Source organism: Lentilactobacillus raoultii, assembly GCF_900411375.1.
GTDB lineage: Bacteria > Bacillota > Bacilli > Lactobacillales > Lactobacillaceae > Lentilactobacillus > Lentilactobacillus raoultii.
In genome coordinates, this window is record NZ_LS422991.1 from 177,704 (window position 1) to 200,061 (window position 22,358).

General features: G+C 41.1%; 18 protein-coding genes and 1 pseudogene. 10 read left to right on the forward strand and 9 right to left on the reverse strand.

The genetic code is table 11. The features are described 5' to 3' along the window. Positions 1-25: 25 nt before the first annotated feature. From ED605_RS10010 to ED605_RS10030, 4 genes are all read right to left on the reverse strand, one after another. Positions 26-766, reverse strand: coding sequence for an amino acid ABC transporter ATP-binding protein (locus ED605_RS10010; RefSeq protein WP_121978759.1), 741 nt, complete (start codon positions 764-766; stop codon positions 26-28). Beyond that, entirely contained in the window at positions 759-1,448 is a 690-nt protein-coding gene (locus tag ED605_RS10015) for an amino acid ABC transporter permease (RefSeq protein ID WP_121978760.1), read from the reverse strand. The genes ED605_RS10010 and ED605_RS10015 overlap by 8 nt, the downstream gene beginning before the upstream one ends. Continuing rightward, positions 1,429-2,088 carry an amino acid ABC transporter permease gene (locus tag ED605_RS10020; protein WP_121978761.1) on the reverse strand — a complete coding sequence of 220 codons (660 nt, stop codon included), beginning with the start codon at positions 2,086-2,088 and terminating at the stop codon, positions 1,429-1,431. The genes ED605_RS10015 and ED605_RS10020 overlap by 20 nt, the downstream gene beginning before the upstream one ends. Before the next feature lie 418 nt (positions 2,089-2,506). Beyond that, positions 2,507-3,262 (reverse strand): NADPH-dependent oxidoreductase, encoded by a 756-nt coding sequence (locus ED605_RS10030; RefSeq protein WP_121978763.1) that lies wholly within the window; start codon positions 3,260-3,262, stop codon positions 2,507-2,509. 230 nt (positions 3,263-3,492) lie between these two features. Between ED605_RS10030 and ED605_RS10035 the strand changes: the two genes are divergently transcribed. The 3 genes from ED605_RS10035 (at position 3,493) to ED605_RS10045 (ending at position 6,184) form a co-directional block, all read left to right on the forward strand. Further along, positions 3,493-4,182, forward strand: a complete 690-nt coding sequence (locus ED605_RS10035) for a VIT1/CCC1 transporter family protein (RefSeq protein ID WP_121978764.1) — start codon at positions 3,493-3,495, stop codon at positions 4,180-4,182. Positions 4,183-4,211: 29 nt separating this feature from the next. Continuing rightward, the gene (locus ED605_RS10040) at positions 4,212-4,919 is read left to right on the forward strand and encodes a VIT1/CCC1 transporter family protein (RefSeq protein WP_121978765.1); all 708 of its coding nucleotides are present in this window, start codon (positions 4,212-4,214) and stop codon (positions 4,917-4,919) included. Positions 4,920-5,164: 245 nt separating this feature from the next. Then, on the forward strand, positions 5,165-6,184 hold the full coding sequence (locus tag ED605_RS10045; RefSeq protein ID WP_121978766.1) for a Rossmann-fold NAD(P)-binding domain-containing protein: 1,020 nt from the start codon (positions 5,165-5,167) through the stop codon (positions 6,182-6,184). A 679-nt stretch (positions 6,185-6,863) separates the two neighbouring features. On the opposite strand, the gene ED605_RS10050 is transcribed toward ED605_RS10045, so the two are convergent. Beyond that, entirely contained in the window at positions 6,864-8,579 is a 1,716-nt protein-coding gene (locus ED605_RS10050; RefSeq protein ID WP_121978767.1) for a hypothetical protein, read from the reverse strand. 381 nt (positions 8,580-8,960) lie between these two features. On the opposite strand from ED605_RS10050, the gene ED605_RS10055 reads away from it, so the two are divergent. Both ED605_RS10055 and ED605_RS10060 read left to right on the forward strand, forming a co-directional pair. Further along, a complete protein-coding gene (locus ED605_RS10055; RefSeq protein ID WP_121978768.1) occupies positions 8,961-9,395 on the forward strand; it encodes an Hsp20/alpha crystallin family protein in 435 nt (144 codons plus the stop codon). Between the two features lie 113 nt (positions 9,396-9,508). Further along, positions 9,509-9,943 (forward strand): Hsp20/alpha crystallin family protein, encoded by a 435-nt coding sequence (locus ED605_RS10060; protein WP_121978769.1) that lies wholly within the window; start codon positions 9,509-9,511, stop codon positions 9,941-9,943. Between the two features lie 76 nt (positions 9,944-10,019). Here ED605_RS10060 and ED605_RS10065 read toward each other — a convergent pair whose 3' ends face one another. Continuing rightward, the gene (locus ED605_RS10065) at positions 10,020-11,792 is read right to left on the reverse strand and encodes an oleate hydratase (protein WP_121978770.1); all 1,773 of its coding nucleotides are present in this window, start codon (positions 11,790-11,792) and stop codon (positions 10,020-10,022) included. 212 nt (positions 11,793-12,004) lie between these two features. On the opposite strand from ED605_RS10065, the gene ED605_RS10070 reads away from it, so the two are divergent. Both ED605_RS10070 and ED605_RS10075 read left to right on the forward strand, forming a co-directional pair. Next, positions 12,005-12,550, forward strand: a complete 546-nt coding sequence (locus ED605_RS10070; protein ID WP_121978771.1) for a TetR/AcrR family transcriptional regulator — start codon at positions 12,005-12,007, stop codon at positions 12,548-12,550. A gap of 122 nt (positions 12,551-12,672) precedes the next feature. Then, positions 12,673-13,613, forward strand: a pseudogene (locus ED605_RS10075) (NADP-dependent oxidoreductase). 83 nt (positions 13,614-13,696) lie between these two features. On the opposite strand, the gene ED605_RS10080 reads toward ED605_RS10075, so the two are convergent. Both ED605_RS10080 and ED605_RS10085 read right to left on the reverse strand, forming a co-directional pair. Then, positions 13,697-15,490, reverse strand: a complete 1,794-nt coding sequence (locus ED605_RS10080; protein ID WP_121978772.1) for an ABC transporter ATP-binding protein — start codon at positions 15,488-15,490, stop codon at positions 13,697-13,699. Further along, positions 15,483-17,240 carry an ABC transporter ATP-binding protein gene (locus ED605_RS10085; protein WP_121978773.1) on the reverse strand — a complete coding sequence of 586 codons (1,758 nt, stop codon included), beginning with the start codon at positions 17,238-17,240 and terminating at the stop codon, positions 15,483-15,485. The genes ED605_RS10080 and ED605_RS10085 overlap by 8 nt, the downstream gene beginning before the upstream one ends. 225 nt (positions 17,241-17,465) lie before the next feature. Here ED605_RS10085 and ED605_RS10090 point away from each other — a divergent pair, with 225 nt between their 5' ends. From ED605_RS10090 to ED605_RS10100, 3 genes are all read left to right on the forward strand, one after another. Beyond that, on the forward strand, positions 17,466-18,089 hold the full coding sequence (locus tag ED605_RS10090; RefSeq protein ID WP_263852958.1) for a helix-turn-helix domain-containing protein: 624 nt from the start codon (positions 17,466-17,468) through the stop codon (positions 18,087-18,089). A gap of 189 nt (positions 18,090-18,278) precedes the next feature. Next, on the forward strand, positions 18,279-19,655 hold the full coding sequence (locus ED605_RS10095) for a glutamate--cysteine ligase (protein WP_121978774.1): 1,377 nt from the start codon (positions 18,279-18,281) through the stop codon (positions 19,653-19,655). A 131-nt stretch (positions 19,656-19,786) separates the two neighbouring features. Further along, entirely contained in the window at positions 19,787-20,536 is a 750-nt protein-coding gene (locus tag ED605_RS10100) for a gamma-glutamyl-gamma-aminobutyrate hydrolase family protein (protein ID WP_121978775.1), read from the forward strand. Positions 20,537-20,600: 64 nt separating this feature from the next. On the opposite strand, the gene ED605_RS10105 is transcribed toward ED605_RS10100, so the two are convergent. Beyond that, positions 20,601-21,974 carry a glutamate--cysteine ligase gene (locus tag ED605_RS10105; protein ID WP_121978776.1) on the reverse strand — a complete coding sequence of 458 codons (1,374 nt, stop codon included), beginning with the start codon at positions 21,972-21,974 and terminating at the stop codon, positions 20,601-20,603. Positions 21,975-22,358: the final 384 nt, after the last annotated feature.

The following is a 22,358-nucleotide window of genomic DNA, read 5'->3' on the forward strand; positions in this document are numbered from 1 at the left end:
AAACCCTCCTCAAAAATTAATTAATCTAAAAATCCATACTATCTAAAAATTCCCTTGCCCGATCCGTTTGTGGATTCGTAAAGAACTGTGATGACGGCGTTTGTTCTAAGATCCGCCCATCTTGCAGAAATAAAACCCGGTCCGCAATTTGTTTAGCAAAGTTCATTTCATGAGTCACAACGATCATCGTCATATTATCCTGATTGGCTAAATTTTCAATAATCGTCAAGACCCCCCGAACCATTTCTGGATCTAGGGACGCTGTCACCTCGTCAAACAACATAAAATCAGGATGCAATGCCAGCGCTCTGACAATCGCCACCCGTTGCTTTTGACCCCCGGACAGCTCACGAGGATAAACATTTGCATAATCTGCTAATTCAACACTTTTTAAAAGTGCCATTGCTTCAGAGCGGGCAGTTGCCCGATCCTTTTTTTGAACTTTCGTTGGTCCAAGTAAAATGTTGTCCATCACGGTCAAATTGGGGAAAAGATCATAACTTTGGAAAACCATGCCAATCTTTTGACGAATTTGTTGCCAATTCTTCTCAGTCGGTACGACCTTCTTCCCTTCAAATGTAATTGTGCCTTTTTGGTAAGCCTCCAACCCATTTAAGCAACGAATCAGCGTACTTTTACCTGAGCCGGACGGTCCCAGCAGTGTCACCACTTCACCCTGTGCAACGGAAAAATTAATATCGTGCAAAACATGCTTCTTTTGATATGATTTCTCTAAGTGCGCTACTTTTAAGATCTGCTCAGCCATTTGTCCGCTCCAATCTCCTTTTTTCCAATCGCTTAGCCCACCATGACAGCGGATAATCAATTAGAAAATAAAATAAAAATATCAATCCGTAAACCCAAAAGACGCCAGTTGGATAGGTGTGATTGTTGGCTTCAATAATTTGCTGCCCAATATTGATCACATCCATTACTGAGATCAATAACAGAATCGACGTCGTTTTGATAACCCGAGTTGCCAGATTAATCGTTGCCGGTAATTCCAAATTAATCGACTGTGGAATTAAAACGTACCAATAAAGCTGCATTGTACTTAACCCAATTGCTTTACCAGATTCCACTTGGTGTTTAGGAACAGAAATCAAAGCGCCACGAACAATATCACTCATTTCAGCGGCGACCCAAAGCGCAAAGACCAGTGTCGCCAATTGCTCGGCCGGTAAATTAAAATTGAGTTGCCTTGGTAAGATATAATAGAACAAAAACAGCAGTACTGGTGTCGGAATGATTCGGAAAAATTCAAGATAAAGCCGCAACACGACTCTAAGCAGTCGGTTCTTAAAGGTTCTCAAAACCCCTAAAAGGATTCCGAGAATAATGCCGGCAATTAAAGCAACTGCAGCAATTTTGATTGTCACCCAAAGGCCACCCAGTAGCCGAACGAAGTTTGTCCCTTCCAGCAGCACATTAATTCCCGAATGAGCCATATCGAACCCTCTTTTCTAATAACGTGAGAATAATTGACAATGGTATCAGGATAATTGCATAACCAATGACCAACACCAACAGGTATTCATTTGACCGATAATACATCCCAATCAAGTCCAACGCCGTGTTGGTCAACTCGGGAATCGCAATCACTGTAAAAATCGAGGTTTCCTTAATCAAAAAGATTACATTTGCGGCCATTGCCGGCACGCTTAATGAAAACCCTTGTGGAAAAACAACGTACCTTGCCAATTGCCAGCGACTCAATCCAATCGCTTTACCGGATTCCACCTGGCTTTTGGAAACGCCGTTAAAGCCACCAGTAAACCCTTCTGCCATGTAACTACCGCCTAAAAAGATCAGGCCAATGATGCCACATAATTCGGCACCAAATTTAATACCGATTACTGGAAACGCATAATATAAGAAAAAGAGCTGAATTAAAAGCGGTGTATTACGCGATACTTCAACGTATACCGATGCAATTTGGTAAAGAAGCGGTATTTTAAAATATTGAAGCAAACTGCAAACCAAGCCAACAATCATTGAGCCGATAATGCCAACAAAGGAAAGCCACAGTGTTAACATAAATCCCTTTTCAAACATCGGCAGGCTTTGCTGGATAATAGCCCAACTCATTAAAGATCATCCCCTCTGTGTCAAAAAATTAATCACCAACAGTTTTTGCGATCAATTATTTCGATAGAAAAAACCCTGCCACCTTGAACTGCGCCAAAGTAACAGGGACGTTTTTAAACGTGGTTCCACCCTACTTCGTGTTTAACAAACTTAAACACCTTTATAATAAACACTATTTAACTGATCATCATACCCCGTCTTCAACTCAGAGCGCACTTTCAATCTGCCTGGCCATTCTTTCACTGTCAATGGTCGCTTTCTACCAGGTTTCCGATTTACTCTTCTCATCAACGCTGAAGATTAAAAACTGTCAATCAATTACTAATAAATGTAAAGTTAAATGGCCAAAAAGTCAACTGTTTTTCTCATCATTTTATAATGCCCTTGGTCACTTAACCATCAAGCAGTTTTAATTAACTTAATCCACCAAGAATCCCTGAGCTTTAATATTGTGCAATAAATCTGATCTGACCCGTCGATCCCGACTTAATTCGGAAATAATATGATGACTAAATGTTTCTGCTCGCCGATGGGTACTTCGAGATTGATAGTATTCGGCTAAAAGCTGATCATAATCAACCAAATTAGGCATCTCAGGAGTTAGGTGATACTGATTGTTAAAATGCATCATTGCTTGCGGCAATCGAGGCTTTAACTCCGGCTCATCATCAGGGTACCCAATGGCAATCCCCAAAAGCGGAAAAGTCAGTTCCGGTAACGACAGCAGTTGAATCATCCGGTTTGAGTCATTTAAAATACTCCCCATGATGGTGGCGCCCAACCCCATACTTTCAGCTGCAATCATGATGTTTTCGGTCGCAATAGCAGCGTCGAACACCGCTGCCAAAAATTTATCAGTCGTGTGTAAAATAAATGGATCAGCATTGTTGCGTTTAGCAATTTGAAAATTGCGAAATTGATCAGCAACCATCACAAAATAGTGACCACTGTTTAGCAACCAAGAATGACCTGTAATCTCGGCAATTTCTGTCAGAACTTTAGGATCGGTCACACTGATAATTGAATACTGCTGAGAAAAGGTGCTGGTTGAAGCATGCTGAGCAGCTTCAACCAACGTTTCAACCTGTTGGGTCGTCAGTGGTTTTTTCTTAAACTGGCGAACGCTTCGGTGAGCCAGTAACTGTGCCAAGATCGTCTGTTTATTGAGTGCCATCACAAAGTAAATCCTCCTTAAGTGAATCGCTCACCAGCCTTAAAGTTAACTATTTGGTAAAACTTTAGCAGTGAGCTATGTAATTGTGGCGCTGTAAGTTAAAATTAAGGTACGCCAAAATATTTTTTACATAATATTTTGCATTTTGATTTACATATGTAATGTTTTGAGATACAATAATAACTGGTATTAGATAATAATAATTACAAACTAGAAAGTCGGTGCCCAATATGTCTCAAAACGCCAAGAAAAAAACTTTAGCTCAAAAAATTAATGTAATGCGGGCCGCCGTTATGGGGGCCAACGATGGCATCGTTTCAGTTGCCGGAATCGTTATCGGGGTTGCAGGTGCAACTTCCAACAACTTTGCTATTTTTATTTCCGGAATTTCCGGTATGCTTGCCGGGACTGTTTCGATGGCCATGGGAGAATTCGTTTCAGTTAATACCCAAAAGGATTCTCAAAAAAATGCGATTACCCAACAACGTCAAGCTCTTGAAAGCTCATATGACCATGAGTACGGCGCTGTGCGTCAAAAGCTGGTCTCGGATGGCATTTCAACCGAGCTGGCAGAACAGGCGACTAAGGAAATGATGACGCGTGACCCATTAAAAACTTCGGTTCGTCAAAAATATGGTTTTAATGTTGGGGAATTTACCAACCCGTTGTCAGCAGCCGTTGCTTCAATGATCTCATTTCCGACAGGTTCCATTTTACCACTTGTCGCCATTACCATGTTTCCCAGATCAATTCGAATTGTCGCAACAGCCATCGCCGTGATCATTGCGCTTGCAATCACGGGTTATTCCGCCGCAAAATTGGGAAATTCCAACACTAGTCGCGGTATGCTGCGAAATGTTATCTCAGGAATTTTAACCATGGCGGTCACTTATATTATCGGCACACTAATCGGATCGTAATCTTACGATCATTTAATCGGGGGAAAATTATGATGAGTATTCGTTCAAAAAAGAAATCCAAATCATCCCAAACGATGGATGAAAAATTAAACTCTTTACGAGCCGGTGTTCTTGGTTCTAATGACGGTATCCTAACGGTTGTCGGCGTGCTATTCAGTGTTGCCGTTGCAACCACAAATCAGTTTACAATTTTCATTGCTGGCCTCTCTGATTTACTGGCTTGTGCGTTTTCCATGGCATCCGGTGAATATGCGTCAGTTAGTACCCAGAAGGATACTGAACAATCGGTGGTTCGAAAAGAAAAGGAATTACTGAAAACCAACGCTAAACAAAATTTACAGACAGTTTCAGATTACTATGTTGATCAAGGCGTGACAAGAAAAACGGCTGATAAAATTGCCGCTGACCTAATGAAGAAAAAACCGTTAGAAACTATTATTAACATCAAATATGATTTGCAACTTGGCCATTATATGAATCCATGGAACGCTGCATTTTCTTCATTAGTTTCAGCCGGTGCCGGTGGTATTTTCCCACTAGTTGCCATGACTTTAAGCCCAGTCGCTTATCAATGGCCCGCAACTATCCTGGCTGTTTGTCTATCAGTTGCACTAACCGGTTACATGAGTGCTCGGTTGGGTAATGGGTTAGTGAAAACTGCGGTTATTAGAAATGTGTTAGTTGGCATCATTACGATGATCATTCACTATTCCTTGGGGATTTTACTTCAAGCTTAATTTTAACAGATCAATTAGTTATCGCAAACCGGTTTCCTATTTTTTGGAAACCGGTTTTTATATCTTACTGTTAAATAGCGATTTAATATCATTCTTAGGAAAATGAGATCTAATTAAAAAGCCAGCCCCAATCAGTAAGTTTCTCAGTCCATATTAATAACAGCTACTTGACTCTATCTTCTGATTAGCAGACAATTTGAAGTGAGGACACTACAATCAACATTAACCAGAGGGGAATTTTAAAAATGGAAACAATCGTTGTTACCGGCGGATCGGGTTTTGCCGCCAGTTGGATTATTCGAGAACTACTCACTCATGACTACCAAGTAAGGGCTTTTTTACAGAATATGGCTGATGCACATTCCATCAGTCAGGCAATTACCCTGTTACAACCACTAACATTGTCGGAAAATCTAACTTTTTACCAATTTAAGCCTAATTCAATGACTCTGGCTGATTGGCAAAAGAGTATGGAGGGTGCAGATGCTGTCATCTGCTTACCGTTATCTGAATCAATTGACGTTGATCAGAGCCGACCATTAAAAGATGACCCACTCACTATTTTGAAAGCAGGCAAAAACTGCCATATCAAACGAGTCATCGTGACTAATCCGGCATTTGCTTCATTACCGTTAAGTAGCACCGGAAAAAGGCGTATTAGCGACGAATTTTGGCCAGATGCGACCGCTAAGCTAAACGGCGTCGAAAGTCACCTTGTAGAGGCTGAAAAATCTGCCTGGCAATACGCAAAAGAAAACCAACTTGAATTAACAAGTATTCTACCTGGCACGACACTTGGCCCCATTCTTTCGCCAACTCATCTAGGAGACAATCAACTCTTACTTTCCTTGTTTAATGATAAAAAAATGGCCCCGAAAATTGAATTTAATGTTAGCGATGTTCGCGATTTAGCCATTTTATACCGTTTAGCTCTGGAAAAACAATCAGCCATTGGTCATCGCTTTCCCGCAGCGGATCAAAAAATTACCTTAGCTGAAATTGCTAAGATTTATCAACGAAAGTATTCAAGATTAAATCTTAATTTTACTTACACACCAAACTGGCTAATCCGGTTAGCAGCAATCTTTTCTTCATCTTCAAAAGCAACAGCTGCAAAACTAAAAATTGCTGGTTATGACACTCAAAGCACCCGTCAAATACTTGCTTGGAAACAGCGCCCTGTGAAAGAAACCATTGTTAATGCTGCAGATTTGTTTACTCTAAATGAACTCGTCAAAAATGTTCCTGAAAGGGCATACCGATAAATAAATTATCATCAAGAGATCTCTTACTTAATAGGGATCTTTTTTTTATTGGATCCATACCACTATCCCCTTCAAAATCCAGCAATAATCTATTGCAGCCTCAGGAGTACAATACAAAATTGACGATGAAAAGAATTTTCAATAACTGGAAACCCAACCGCGAACTAGTTTCCTTTTTAAGGTCTAAGATTAACGGGCTGTTTGCTCATGCCGTTCAATATAATGAACCCCAGCTATTATACTATTAACTTAGCTAACCTAAAAAATGGTCGTGACCTGTATCTGATAACTAACTGATCTTTAAATTTTGTCGCAACAATAGACTAGTCTCATGGCATAATATGGCATCTAAACCGGGAAACCACCTAAGTTGAATTGCTAAGGCTGCACCTAAAAACACGTGCTCATCTTTCAGTAGTTCTCGTTTGGAGATTCAAAGAGTCCCCAATAAGCAACGCTACTGATCACTTAATTGACTTAATGTCGCAACCCAAACAAAGTCTAATTAATTTCAACACTTTAAAAAGTAAACTTAATAAGCCTGCCAATTTGTCAGTTTTTTTAATCGGTTCTCAAATTAAATCTATCTGGGTAGTCGATTACACCACTAAATACCCTTTTAATCTTACTTTTCTAATTCGTTTTATCAGTCACTATCTAATAACATCCCCAGCCAGCTCTATGCGGCAATTCCGGTTCCGTTGGTCATATTAGCGTTAGATGCAGTTACTGATGTTTGGCCTGCATTTGTCTGCTGAGAAGCTTGTTGAGCCGTTGATTGTGTTGTTGTCGTAGTCGCTGAATCATCGTTTGTTTCATTGTTTTGAGTTTGATTGTCCGTGGAAGTTGTGGCAGAAGCCGGTTGTGCATTCTGACTATCAGTCGTATTAGTTGAATTCGTTACACTGTTGTTAGTCGTTGTTGAAGTAGTTGGTGTATTATTCGATTCGCCCGTTGGCGTTGTTGAGTTAGTTGAATCCCCATTGTTGGTACCAGCTTGAGGAACTGTTGGTTGTGAATTTCCCGAATTATCTTGATCTGACGGTGTTGTTGTCGGTGTCGTAGTTGTTGAGCCTGGCTGATCACCAGTTTGAGAACCACTCTGATCTTGAGTATCTTCAGAATTTTGATTACTGTTATCTTTATTATTCTTTTGGTCATTCTTGGTTTGTTGATGACGTTGACCAGCGCTCTTCTTATTCTTGTTAGAAGAAGGTTTGGATTTCTTATGATTGGTAGATTGTGTCAATTTCTGTTTGTTAGCTGATCGGCTAGGGGCTTTTGTCGCTACTTGTCGATTCCCCTTAGCCGCTTTTGTTTGTCGTTGCCGAGTCCGCTGATGAGTCGTGACACGATGCTTTTTATGATGAGTCGAAGAAGTTTTCTGGTTACTGTTACTCGATCCCGAGTAGGTCGTGGGTTGCGATGGTGCACTTGAGCTTGATCCGAAATGATAAATTGTTGGCCGGTTCCCACTGCGCCCACTGCTATAATGACCGCTATAATTCTGATTAGCATTGGAAGTGGTTGACGTGCCTTGATACTGATCCCCTGTCCCGGCTGTTGATGCGCCAGTGGTTGAACCAGCATTAGTGTCAGCATAGCCAGTGTCCCCGTTGGTAACTTTAGTAGTTACGTTATTTCCAGCTGTTTGACCATATGAGTCCGCATAAGTGGTCGTCTGTGACTCTGCTTGCTGACCAGTATTATTTGATGATGCCGAAACAGCCGCCGAATTTTCAGTATCTGTCGATGAATTTGGCTGCTTAGTTGTCGGTTGTGCTTTGGTAGTTGTCTGCTTGGCAGAACGTTGGCGACTCAACTTATGTCTAAAGTGCCGTTGCTCTTTCTTTGTCGCTGTATCAGCCTGTTTCTGAGCATATTTTCCAGATTTAATTCGATTATTCGTCACTTTAATCTTTTGTCCCCGATAGGTCGCCTTGATTTTGGTGATTTTAGAAACTTTCTTGGTCGGAATGGCATACGCTTGCCGATAGGTGCCGGACTTAACCCCTTTATTAAAAGTTAACAAGAGCGTCACATCTTTTTTCGTAGTATGTTTAAACGGCAGATCTTTTTCGACACTTGCTTTCATATTTTTTAAATCAACATTTTTCTTATCAAACGCAAATTTCAGCTGATCTTTTTTCGCAAAAGCATTAGTCACAGAAGGTTTGATCGTCACTTCCAAAATAGGGACATGCTTAGCATAAACAACTTTTGCTTTAATCACTTTATTAACATCAAATCCATTCGCCTTTTTAGCAGCACTGACTGATTGCTGAGCATGGCCAAAGAAACTGTTGGTAACCAAATTACCAAACAGTGGTATTAATAAAATAATCGTGGCTAATGCCAAAAAAAGTTGTTTAAATCGCTTGTCGGAATGTGCCATTAAAATACCCTTCCTCGTTATGTATCGGTGTTAAGTCCGCTAAAATTCTATCTATTATAGGATACCATCTTTAACGGCATTTTTCTATGTTCACCAGGAATTCATCAAGTTAGCAAAATTGACGACTTTAACACCCAATAACATCACTAATTTTCCAAAGTAAAGTGGCGATACTTTCTCTCCGATCTTTAAACGACAAAGTATCTCGACCATTCAAATCAGTTTATTAGCACTCTCCACTGACGAGTGCTAAATACTGGCATTTTTTTCCGAACTGATTAATATAGAAGATGAAAGGTAAAGGAGAGTAAAGAAAGATTCACCAGTGGTTCAACAGCCTTTACCAATCATTAAATTTAGAAAACAAGGAGATTGGTTGTTATGGCAAATGACTTAATGAATCGATTTGATGTTGATCCGTTCTTTGATCGAATGGCACGTCACTTCTTTAGCCCTAGTCGTTTTGATAATGACTATGCTGACTTTGGTAATCTAAAAACAGATATTAACGAAACTGATAAAGATTATACATTAAAAGTTGATGTTCCTGGAATTGATAAGCAAAATATCCACCTGGCTTATCAAAATGATACGTTATCGTTAAATATTAACCAAGAACAGTCATCAGAACAAAAAGATGAAAACGGTCGAGTGATTGCCAGCGAACGTAGCCACGGCGTTATGTCCAGAAGTTACACATTGCCGGGTGTTGATCGTGATCACATCAGTGCATCAGTTAATGATGGTGTTTTGAATGTGACCTTGCCAAAGGTAACGGAAAGTGACGAACACGACGGCCACATTGAAATTGAGTAATTAACAAAAGATTGTTATTCCTGTTAACGTCCTTGGGGGAATGGGGAGCCAACTCATTTCACCACTTCGAAACGCTTAAAATCCAATAACTTTTAACAGAGGAGATTGGTATTATGGCAAATGAAATTATGAACCGTTTCGCAATGGATCCGTTCTTTGATCGTTTAGCACGTCGTTTCTTCAGTCCAACTGAATGGGAAAATGACACAATCAGTAACGGTGACCTTAAGACTGATATTAAGGAAACCGACAAGGATTACATGCTGAAGGTTGATGTTCCAGGAATCGATAAGAAGAACATTCACTTGGCTTACAACCACGGCGATCTGGAAATCAACGTTGACCAAGCTCAAGCTTCTGAAAAGAAGGATGAACAAGGTCGAGTAATTGCCAGTGAACGCACTCACGGTGTGATGTCCAGAACTTATGAATTACCTGGCGTTGACCGCGATCACATTTCAGCCAAAATCGACAACGGTGTTTTGAACATTGCTTTGCCAAAGTCAGCTGAAAGTACTGAAAATGGTAACCAAATCGAGATTCAGTAATTTGTCATAATGAATGGGTTACGCATACCATTTAAATAAGCGCACCAACTTATCAAAGCTGGTGCGCTTATTTTTGTTAAATTAAATGGGCTTCTTCCAAAAGCTCCCTAATCCAAGTTTTTTCAACCTTTTTCAAACCTAATTTTCGAATCGGTTTCGGTAATGGTAAGTCAATTTCTTCAAGTTTTTTCTTGTCGTTCATATAATATACTGATTTCAGCAATTCACGAATATCGTAAACTGAGCCAAACACCTCTGGCACTCCCCGTTCAATGTTTAATAGCATATAGACAGATTCCATAGCTGTTCTAACCGAATATTCCGTTGTGAAAACCGTGTCCCGAGATGGTGATTCAGCAAAGTTCCCAATAAATGCCAAATTAACCGATCCATCCGGCACCACTTTTGGTCGGTCGCCCTTAGCTCGAGGCATAAAATAACTGGTAATAAACGGCATATAGACTGGCACTACATTGATATATTCCTGACTTGAAAGTTGATCGATTTTGCTCTCCGGAACGCCTAGGTGGTACAGAAACTCTTCAGCAATTTCTTTTCCTGAACAATTTTCAATTGGTTTTCGAACGTAATTTCCATCGACGTCTGAATACAATCCATAGATCCAAACGGTGGTTTGATTTGGCTTTTGTTCTTTAAAATGTGGTTGCCGATGAACCGCAAAACTCATCATCCAATTAGAATCAGTGACTGTAATAATGCCGCCCGAATTGATTTTATGAGCATGCAGATCTCGTTTGGTTAATCGTTCAATGTAAGGATCCAGCTCATTATTTTCAATCGTTGCCGTTGCGGACACAAACCAACTTTTCTTTGGCAAGTTTTGATAGAAAACTTTTGGATGCCCAAAATCATCAGATTGAGCTGCCAAATTTTCCCACAGCATCCACGAACCACCCGGTTGATCAGTAATTGGCGCCGGCCTGTCATGACTGCCATAGGTTGAACTTTCGGTAATCGAACCATTGGTAACAAATACCAAGTCGTTTGGCGTTAACGTCACGGTTTGCTTTTGACCACTAACGGTAAGTAACAATTTCCTGGCAACTTTCTGGTTCCCTTCGAAATCAACCAAAACATTATCAACAGTTGTCTCAAATTGGACATCGACATGATGATCGGTTAAGTACGCCATTAACGGTTTAACCATCGATTCATACTGATTATACTTATTGAATTTCAATGCTGTGAAATCCGGTAAGCCATCAATGTGGTGGATAAATCTCATCACGTAACGTCTCATTTCAACAGCTGAATGCCACTTTTCAAAGGCAAACATGGTTGACCAGTACACCCAAAAGTTGCTTTCAAAAAACGCATCGGAGAAAAATTCCTGAATGGTTTCAGTACCCAATTTTTCTTCCGGCGTCAATACCAACTTAATCAGCTCTTTCGAGGTCTTGCCAAGCGTGTACTGACCATCATCTGGCACCTCATTACCACGGTTGTAGATTAAACGGCAATTAGAAGAATTCGGATCATCCTTATCCAACCAATAATATTCATCCAAATACGAAGCACCTTTAATTTCAAGAGATGGGATGGAACGATACAAATCCCACAAACATTCGAAATGATCTTCCATTTCTCGTCCACCACGGGTTACAAAGCCAACATTGGGCCGCTCTGTTCCATCCAAAGAACCCCCAGCTACCGGCAATTCTTCAAAAATGTGGATTTTTTCACCAGCCATTTGACCATCACGAATCAGAAAAGCCGCAGCAGCTAAACCAGCCAGCCCCGAACCGACAATATAAGCCGACTTTTTTTCGACACCTTTAGGTTTTCTAGGCGTTGCAAACGCTTCATAATTTCCTTTACTATAATACACGAGAAGGACCTCCTCATTATTAAACCGGAGAATTAATCAACTTGAACTACACGATAAATGAATTTACCGTTACATTTGTCACTATTGTATTCTTAACTGGTCGGCCATTTCAAGTTTTAAGCACTTCTTTTTGATAGCGCTATCAAGATAGTTGTTAACAAATTAACTCAAATCTTTTGTCAGCATTTTAACCAATGTAGTAAAATGACTTTATGAATAAAAAAAGCCTTAAAACTCAACATCAAATCGAAACCGCTCTTTTTGAGATCATGCAGACTAAAAAATTCGCGGAGATTTCAATTACTGAAATCGCTGAAAAGGCCGCAGTTTCAAGAATGAGCTTTTATCGTAATTATGCTGATAAAACCGATATCTTAGAAAAATTTTTGGAAAAAATCTATCATCAATTTTTAAATGATGTCGCAAAACAACATTTAAACGACTTATCCCAATTTATCAGTCTTTACTTCACCTATTTTAAAAATCACCGTAAAATTGTTTCGGCCGTCATCCACGCAGGCGCTGAAGGACTGATTTTAAAAAAGCAAACTGATTTCTTCAAGCGTTTTTTTCTCGAAAGGATTCAGCCAACCCCTCCCCTTTTTAATTACGAAATTGCTTACTATTCTGGCGCTATCCTATCAACTCTCATTTATTGGAGTCGTGACAATTACCAATTGCCAATTAACGACATCATTACAATTCTAAGCAAAAATATCAATGTCAATTTTAAAGCGTCGACCGATAACCACAACTAATCATTCGAAAGGCATTGACTGCCAATGCTTAAACTACTCAAGTTTGCCCATCACCGTCGAACATTTAACCACCACATATGCAGTAATAATTACTTAAACACTTCAAAGAAAGTAGGAGAAAAATGAAAGCAATCGGATTTTACAAGTATGGCGATGCCACTAAGTTAACTATGATTGAGTTGCCAACTCCCACACCAGGACCTAATCAAGTATTAGTCAAGGAAAAAGCCACGTCGATTAATCCCATCGATTGGAAATTACGTGCTGGCTATCTCAGTAAGCGATTTGACTGGCCGTTTCCAATTGTCGTTGGCTGGGATGTTGCCGGAACAATTGAAGCAGTTGGCAGCCAGGTTACAGAGTGGCACGTTGGCGATGAGGTATTGGCCAGACCCGCAACGACCCCAAGAGGTACTTACGCTGAATACACCCTGGTCGACGAAAACTTACTAGCCAAGAAGCCTACTAACGTATCATTTGAACAGGCGGCCGCGGTTCCGTTAGCCGGGTTAACCGCTTGGCAGGCCCTCTTTGATTACGGCCATTTAAAAGCTGACCAAAACGTCTTAATTCAGGCAGGCGCCGGTGGTGTTGGTACATTTGCCATTCAATTTGCTAAACACGTTGGCGCTAAAATTTGGACAACCGCCAGCAAAAGCCACGCTCCTTTGTTAACTGGGCTGGGCGCTGATCATGTCTTAGACTACCACGATCCAACACAGTTCGAACAATTGCCAAAAATGGATCTGATCTTTGATACCTTGGGCGGCCAAAATCAACTTCGAGCATTTAACTGGCTTAAGGCTGGCGGTACCCAGGTTTCAATTGTTGGCCAAACTGCAAACAGCAAAGCAATCGCAGATCAAAAGGGACAACACCTCGTGTCCATTGGTTAACGCCAAATGGCCGGCAATTAACTCAAATCGCCGATCTAATGGCTCAAAATATTGTTAAATCTGTTATCTCAACTGAGCTGCCGTTTTCAAAAGACAATCTGATTAAAGCTCATCAACTCAGCGAAACTGGCCATACAGAAGGCAAAATTGTGATCACCTTTGATTAAATTATCGAATTCACAAAAGGAAAAACCGGAAACTTTTTAATTTAAGTTTCCGGTTTTCTAATGGCAAACGAATTAAATTGTTTTTAATTATCATGGGTTGAATTCTGCAATCGAATCATGTCATAGTAATAACCGTGCTTGGCCAATAACTGATCATTAGTGCCCCGCTCAACAATTCGACCAGCTTCAAGAACCAGTATTAAGTCCGCATTTTGAATCGTTGACAGCCGGTGGGCAATCGCAATCGTAGTCCGCCCTTCCTGCAACTTGGCCAATCCAGTTTGAATCATCTGCTCGGTTTCAGTATCAATATTGGCCGTTGCTTCATCTAAAATCAGAATCTTTGGGTCGGTTACCAGCGTCCTGGCAAATGAAATTAGTTGTCTTTGACCACTGGAATAACTGGCACCCCGCTCGATCACTTTTGCCTGATACTTTTCCGGCAGTTGCTCAATAAAGCGATCAGCTTGAACAAATTCAGCGGCTGCTTTAACCTGCTGATCAGTGATGTTAGTATTAAACATTCGAATATTGGAAGCAATCGTTCCATAAAACATAAAGGGCTCCTGAAGCACTAATCCCATTTTTGTTCGAAGTTCACTAATCGGATAATCACGAATATCACGATCATCAATTAAAATTTCACCGCTGCCATACTCATAAAAACGCATTAAAATATTGATCATCGATGTTTTACCACTGCCGGTTTCACCGACCAAGGCAATCGTTTGGCCAGGCTCAGCTACAAACGAAATATCGTGCAATACCGGATGTTGACCATCATATGAAAAAGTCACATGGCGAAACTCGATTTTTCCACGAGTAATGGCGGCCCCTTTCAATGGATGTTGCTGAGGTGCCAATGTTTGATCATCGATGATTCTTAAAATTCGCGAACCGGCAACTACGCCGTCTTGAAAATCAGAAAGTCGATCCATCATTTCAGACATCGGGTTATAAAAGTTGCTCAGGTAGGTCACAAACGCATAAATCACACCAGCCGCCACATAACCATGTAGGCCACGAACGCCAAACATCCCAAGTGCCAACACACTTCCCAATGCATAAAACAGGTTGATAATTGGATTTAGCAGCAAGGAATTAATGCGAATCATCGCACGCCGAGTATTGTAATAATCATCGTTGGTTTCATTAAATTCGTGGTTCACACGTTTTTCCTGACGAAACTGTTGGACCACACTGATTCCGGTAATTCCTTCAGCCAATTTAGCATTCAGCAGACTCAGGCGTTCACGCATCCGACGATAAACCCGCGAACTGTAACGCTGGTAGTACCAGACTGTTACAGCGAGAAATGGCATGAAAATCAATAACCAAAGGGCGATTTGCATATCAGCTAACATCATCGCAATAAACGATGAAATCATTGCTGAAACTGTTACTACAAGGCTGCTGAATAATGCCCAAAAATTAGTAAAAGCCATCGTATCATTGGTTAACCGAGACAAGATTGAACCACTTGGGGTTTGATCAAAATACCGCATCCCAAGTGAGTGCAATTTCGCAAACAATTGACGTCTGGTATTTTCCAACATATATTCGGCACCCATTTCATATAAATAAGTTTGCGAAAACTGCATAATCGCTTTAATCACCATTCCAAAGAAATAAAGGCCGGCGAAAAACCACATCACCGCAAAATCCGGATGACCCACTACTAAATGTGCATCCATAAATGTTTGAATGATTCTGGGCAGCAAAATATTGACAACGGAAACCGCAATCGCAAAGACAACGGAAAAGTAAAAGTACCATTTGTAAGGCGCCGCATAATGAAACAGCCGCCCGATGATATGAACCTGTTCTTTAACCGGAATACTTTTTGACCATGCAGATTGATGGTGTGAACTAGCCATTCTTTCGCCCTCCTTTTACACTGGTTGCCAATTCTTGACGTTCAAACATTTCCTGATACCAGCCGCCCAATTTCATCAGTTCCTCATGATTGCCACGTTCGACTATTTGCCCATCATCAATGACCAAAATTTCATCGGCATTCATCACGGAACTCAATCGATGGGCCGCAATAATCGTTGTTTTACCTTGGCGCTCAGCACGAAGGTTGGCCAGAATCTGAGTCTCGGTTTCCGCATCGACGGCCGATAAGGCATCATCAAGAATCAAAAGTTCAGGATTGATTAATAGCGCCCTGGCAATTGCTAACCGTTGCCGCTGACCACCTGAAAGTGAAATTCCTTCTTCACCAACCGCGGTATCATAACCATCCGGCATCCCTTTAATTTGATTATATAAATCACTTTTCTCAGCAGCTTGCTCAACCTGCTCCTGAGTAGCCTGCGGTCTGGCAAACCGGATATTTTCACGAATCGAATCAGAAAATAAAAATGTATCCTGAGGCACATAACCAATCGCCGGAATTAACGCATCCATTTTATAGTGGCGAATATCGATCCCGCCAAATTTAATGCTACCTTCATAATTATCAAACTGCCGCAAGATCAAACGCAAAATCGTACTTTTCCCGGAACCGACTTTGCCAACTAAACCAAGTGTTTTACCGGCAGAAACTTTAAACTGAACATCTCGTAAAGCTGGTCGACGATCTCCTGGATAATTAAACTGCTTGACATCATAGTCAATTCCACCACGAGGTGTTTGATCAACGCCATTTGGATCATCGATGACGCCACTTCTTTGTTGCAATAAATCCATGACTCGATCATAACTGGCATTACCACGTTCCAAAGTATTGAACAGCATGCCAACCGCAAACATTGGCCAGATCATCATCGCTAAGTAAGAAACAAATGAGACCAACGACCCAATGGTGATTTGACCGGTTGTCACTAAATAACCACCGTAGACAATTGTAATGACATACGATAAAGAAATGATCATGGTAGTCATCGGATCAAACAAGGAATCAAGCCGATTAACACGTCGATTAATGTTAATTGTTTGGGCAACCTGTTGATCAAAATCAGCCATATCTTCCTTTTGCTGCCCCAATCCTTTAATCACCTTAATACCGGTGATACTTTCTTCAGCTTTATTATTCAAGCGGGAAAAGGCTGCCTGAGATTCTCGAAACGCAATATGAATTTTAGCTCCCATATATCGTGCCATAACTGCTAACAGGGGAAATGGAATGACGGCAATAATTGTCAGCCGCCAATCAATCAAACTAACCATGGCGATCAAAGTCGTTCCACCGGTAATCATTGAATCAGCAAATTGCAGGATACCACCACCGGCGACCCGTTGAATCGCAGATAAATCATTAGTGGCATGAGCCATTAAATCTCCTGTTCGATATCGCTGAAAGAAGGCCTGATCCATCTGGGTATAGTGCCAAAACAGTCGATTTCGAAGGACCTTTTCAAGTTTGGCCGCTTCGCCCCAGATCGCTGTTCGCCACATATAGCGACTACCATACTGGGCAAATGCAACCGCAGTTAGCACAATTAATAGAATCATAAGATGACTCGCGTTAAGCTTACCGTTATGAATGGCATCAACCAATACACCAATAATCCTTGGTGGGATAATTGCCAACAGCGCTGTCAATATTAAGCCAAATACACCTACCAAATAGATTTTCCACTCTTGTTTAAAATACCACCCGAGCTTAATAAAGATACTCATCGAGTCCACCTCTTAATATTAGAAATCAATTAGACAAAAACCATGATAGCACAAATCTTTAATATTGTTGGCTAAAAGGATGAATTCTCCAGCATCAATCAGCTTTTTTGGTGAATTGGAATTCCATCATATTTAGGCAACTCCATTGTCGTTTACGACTAATTTAATGTATAATAAGAAAATGAAAACAATAGTATCGTAACGAAATCCATAACATAGTTGGTGGTGATTCAGTTGAGTGAACAGGAAAAACAAGGTTGGACAATGAGGCAAATTGCTGACGAACTCGGTGTCAACAAAATGCGGGTCTATCGAACTATCTCGCGACTTAATTTGTCGGAAGCGTTTAAAAAGGGGCAGACGCTCTACTTTGATCAAACAGCAAAAGATGCAATTGAAAATGCAATCCAAAAATCAGTTGCTCCTACTTCAGGGCAATCTATTGCGCGACGCCGGGAGACAACCACATCTAATCAACCTTCCGAAACCACTGAATTGCTTACTTCATTAAATGATCGGGTGAAGGCTCAGCAAACTCAGATTGAAACCTTAACTCGTTTACTGGATCAATCTCAACGACTTCAATTAGTTGCTGAACAGCGAACCCAAAAAGTTGAAAAACAAGTTTCTGTTTTGCAAGAACAAATTGGTTCACCGGCAGTCGCAACTTTATCTAAGAAATCCGGTGAACGCAACGGACTTGATCCTGACTATTTCGATAAGGAACAAACTAGCCAACCCGCTCGAACAGTTCCGCACCACCAAGAAACCAAAGTCAAAATCATTCAAAGGCCTAAGAAACAAGCGGGCGGCTTCTTTAAAGGCTTTTGGCAAAAACCAATGCTTTAAATTAACTAAACCCCTATTTAAAAAAGTGATGACTTGGTAACGTTTTATCTGGTCATCTCTTTTTATTTCAACTGTTTCACTGATGCACAATTAGGCCTTCCTCCCAATAATATCGTTGATTTTGTATTATAATGGTGTTAGTATCTTATCATCTTATTTTAATGACACTATTTTTAGGAGGTGGCCTAGATGTTTAGCGAAATTGGACAACTTATTTTTGATAATGAAGCCGTCGCAAAAACCTCCGACTTTACCATGGGCTTGGAAATCGAAATGCAACGAGTTGATGAAACCGGCCATTTGAGTCAAGAACCTTACCCGGCCGGAGCGGGTGATGAAAAAACCAACCCATGGATTACTAACGACTTCTTGGAAACGATGTCGGAAGTCGTGACACCACCGGCAGCTCACGCACTTGATGCGATGCATTATTTATACAGTATTAATACCGCTTTACGAACTGCTCTGTCACCGGGAGAATTACTTTGGCCGTTGTCAATGCCACCAGCCTTGCCAAAAGATAAAAGCAAGATCCCTCTGGCTAAGATGGGGCCTAAGAAGGAAGCGTACTTAAAAGAGTGGCTAAAACGTCATGGTTTTTCAGAGGGAACTCCTAGTGGTGCCCATATTAACCTAAGCATTGATCCCCATGTCTTCCAGTTGGTTTACGATCAAATGAGTGACCAATTTGATTCCGAACTGGATTTGCAAAACTACCTGTATGCAAAAATTGCCCAAGGATTCCTACGTTACCGTTGGGTGATCACCTACTTATTTGGTGCCAGTCCAATCGCTGAAGCAAACTATTTTGAAAAGGGCGAAGGTCCCAACGCTCCGATTCGAAGTATTCGGCAAAGTTCATATGGTTTTGGCAATAAATTCCGTGGTGATTACACAAATATTCAGCGCTACGTTGATCGGATCGAAGAAGGGGTCAAGGAAGGTAAACTAATTTCTGACTATGAATTTCACGGTGCCGTTCGTTTCAAAGGTAACACCAATCTTCGCGAACTTCCGAAAACCGGTATTCAGTACCTTGAATTAAGAATGCTTGACCTGGATCCCAGCAGTTCTGTCGGGATTCGAACCAATACATTACGATTCTTTAGATTAATGGCCAGCTACTTTATTATGACTGCTCCTATGAAGCCTGAACAAGTCGACGCAGTTGTTGCGCGAGCAGATGACATCAATGAAGAAGTTTCCGAAGAACATCCAAATGACGTCTCAAAATATCAAGCCAATGCTCGGGCATTCTTACAACGACTTGAAATGTATGCCAATAAAATTCAACTCGGCCCTGAATACCTAGAAGAAATTGATGACCTTCAGGATCGGATTGAAAACCCGAGGACAACCCCAAGCGCTCGTCTCATTACCCATCTTAAGGATAATTCTTTAACCGACTACGCCATGCGTCGTGCTTCACATTACCAAGAAGCAGCGTTGCAAACCATTCGACCTTTTAAAGGCTTTGAAGGTGACCGTAAGATTTCAGCTGAAGAATTAAAACACGAACTGTTTAAAGGCAGCTGGGAACCTGATCGCGATAAAACTCAAGAATAACGATTACACGTTAAGCTTCTTCCGTCAATGGAGTCAAAAAATCACACATTTTGGCATTTTCGGTTACACTTATTCCAATCATTTATTACTACTAAGATAAAAAATCAATCATCCCCAAGGAGGAACTTTACTTGCGCCCACGAATTGCACTACCAGCGGATACCCTCGCTGAAGCTACCAACATTATTAATGAACGAAACGCCGCGTTTGCCCCGCGCCCCGCAATTGAAGCCATCGTCAAATCCGGCGGTGTGCCAATTGTTTTCCCAAGTGTTAATCCCGAAGACGTTCGCGATTATATGACATTATTTGACGGCGTCTGTTTTTTGGGCGGCGCCGACGTTGATCCAACCTTTTATGGGGAAGAACCCTTCCAGAAGCTGGGAATGACCTATCTTAAACGGGATCTTTTTGAAATCGAACTTCTCAAACAATCCGTGACTGCCGGCAAGGCAATTATGGGAATTTGTCGGGGCATGCAGCTGATTAACGTTGGTCTTGGCGGCACACTTTACCAAGACCTCTCACAGGATTTACATGCCACGTTGAAGCATTCCCAAGAAGCTCCCGGAAACATGCCGTCTCATCACATTACCGTTGATCCAACCAGTCGACTCCACAACTTAATTGGTGCCCGGCCTTACGTCAATTCACGGCATCACCAAGCAGTTAAGGACGTCGCTCCCTACCTTAAAGTAACGGCCCGGGCTGATGACCAGGTGATTGAAAGTGTTGAATCCATCAATAATGACCAAATCTTAGCCGTTCAATGGCACCCGGAAAATATCTTTAAACATTATGAAGACTCAAAAAAATTGTTTAAAGACTTTATCAAGCGAAGTGAAAAGGTTGCTGAAAAAACTCGAGTTAGTCAATCATGATAAAAAAGCACTATCATCAATCACCCAGTATCAATTTTGGATGGTTAACGGTAGTGCTTTTTGTTTACAAATTTTCCGGTTTTCCCATGCCACCAAATAAACGTTGTCGTAATTCATCGGCAGACATATCAGGCTTTTCTTCAAAGCCGGTAAATGGATGTGGATTTTCGTGCGCCCGATTTTGATATCGATTAGCCATCGCCAATCCATAAGACATCAACGACCCATCTACCTCATGATCACAAAGGGTGGCAGCTGGTGTGAGGTTCGGATTATCAAGACGATCCTGCATGGTATCCAAGACTTCCTGATATTCTGGCCCCCACTGAATGGTTGCCCCAAACAATTGCAACTTATCCAAAAAGTTTTGGGCTTCATGATGATAAATGGTCTGTTGGTATGGGCTTTCAAGTGCCACCACTTCGTTCATTGAAATCCCCTTGGCTAATCTTAAATTGATTTTATCCGCTTCCTCCATGGGAGGTGTCATCATAAAGTAACTCAACATGATTCTAAAAAAGCGAATTGTCGTGGTTCGAATGCTTAAAGCCGTTGTTGGATCCAAATCTAACATCCTAAGTTCAATATAATCAACTCCATTGGTAATCATGTTGGTCAGATCACCGTGAACCGATTTCAGTCGGACACTCGCATGATATTCCGCTTCGCTAAACAGCTTGCCTGCCTTGATGTTGGTTTCGATATTGTGAACGTAATCGGCAACCGATCGGTAATCTTTTTTCACATCAGACGTTAACCCATAATTTGACGACCGAATACTCCGAACAGCGTGCGCTGGTTGGTCTTCATCAGCCATAAAAAAATTCTTTTCAGCAACTGGACTGTTGCCGAATAAATATGTAATTAGCCATCGATAATAAACAAATCCCTGAGCTATCTTAGTATAAATATGGTTAACAAAGTCTGCATAAGATGCAAAATGATCTGATTGAACTTCCCAAACCGTTTTTAACACGGTCTCGTTCACACTGACGTTCAGATGAACTCCAACTGGAATCCCCTGGGTGTCACTTCTGGTCTTGATCCATCGTTCATAATAAGCCCGCTGTTCAGGGTCAACGTTGGCAATCGGAATTTCTTTTTTATCCCGTGGCAGGATTGGCGGCATACTCAACGGCCATAAAAGTTCATTAGGTTCCAACGCATTTCGCAATGTGTCATTAAGCGCCATTAAGTAATGCATGGCATCCAAAGATTTTCTGGCAGCTGGTGTAATCACTTCACTTTGAATTTGATAAACATCCGTTTTAATGAAATGATTTTTACGCTGATTTCCAAGTGCCTTGGGATAGGCCTCCTTAGTCAATTTTCCGGATGAATCAACTCGAATTGTTTCGACCTCAATTCCCATATTGAAGTCACTGGCTTTAGCGACAATTTCGTTATTAAAAATAATTTTACCAATTTCGTCAAACATTTTGCCATCCCCCTCACTGATTAAATAGTTACAAACACTCTACCGCACTTTGAGCTTTAATTCAAAGAATTTTTCCTGAATAATCTCTACTTTTAAAATTTGTATGATTTGGTCCTTTTGAGGGCCATTTTTTATCCTTTCAGGCACTTTTGATCGCTGACAAAACTTAACTGGTCACTAACCGTCACATTTTGAGGGATTAGGGGCTTTATCCAGCTGCTGAAAGCACGCCAAATAAGCCCCTTTAAAATCCTAAATTTTTTAGACCACGCTCAGTTGCTTTTGCCTATAATTGCTGGATATTCAGGAGAATCCGCTGGAAAACCGCTTGATAGACGTGGGTCGCACTTAACTTTAACTGAATGCGACGGGCGGTATGAACCA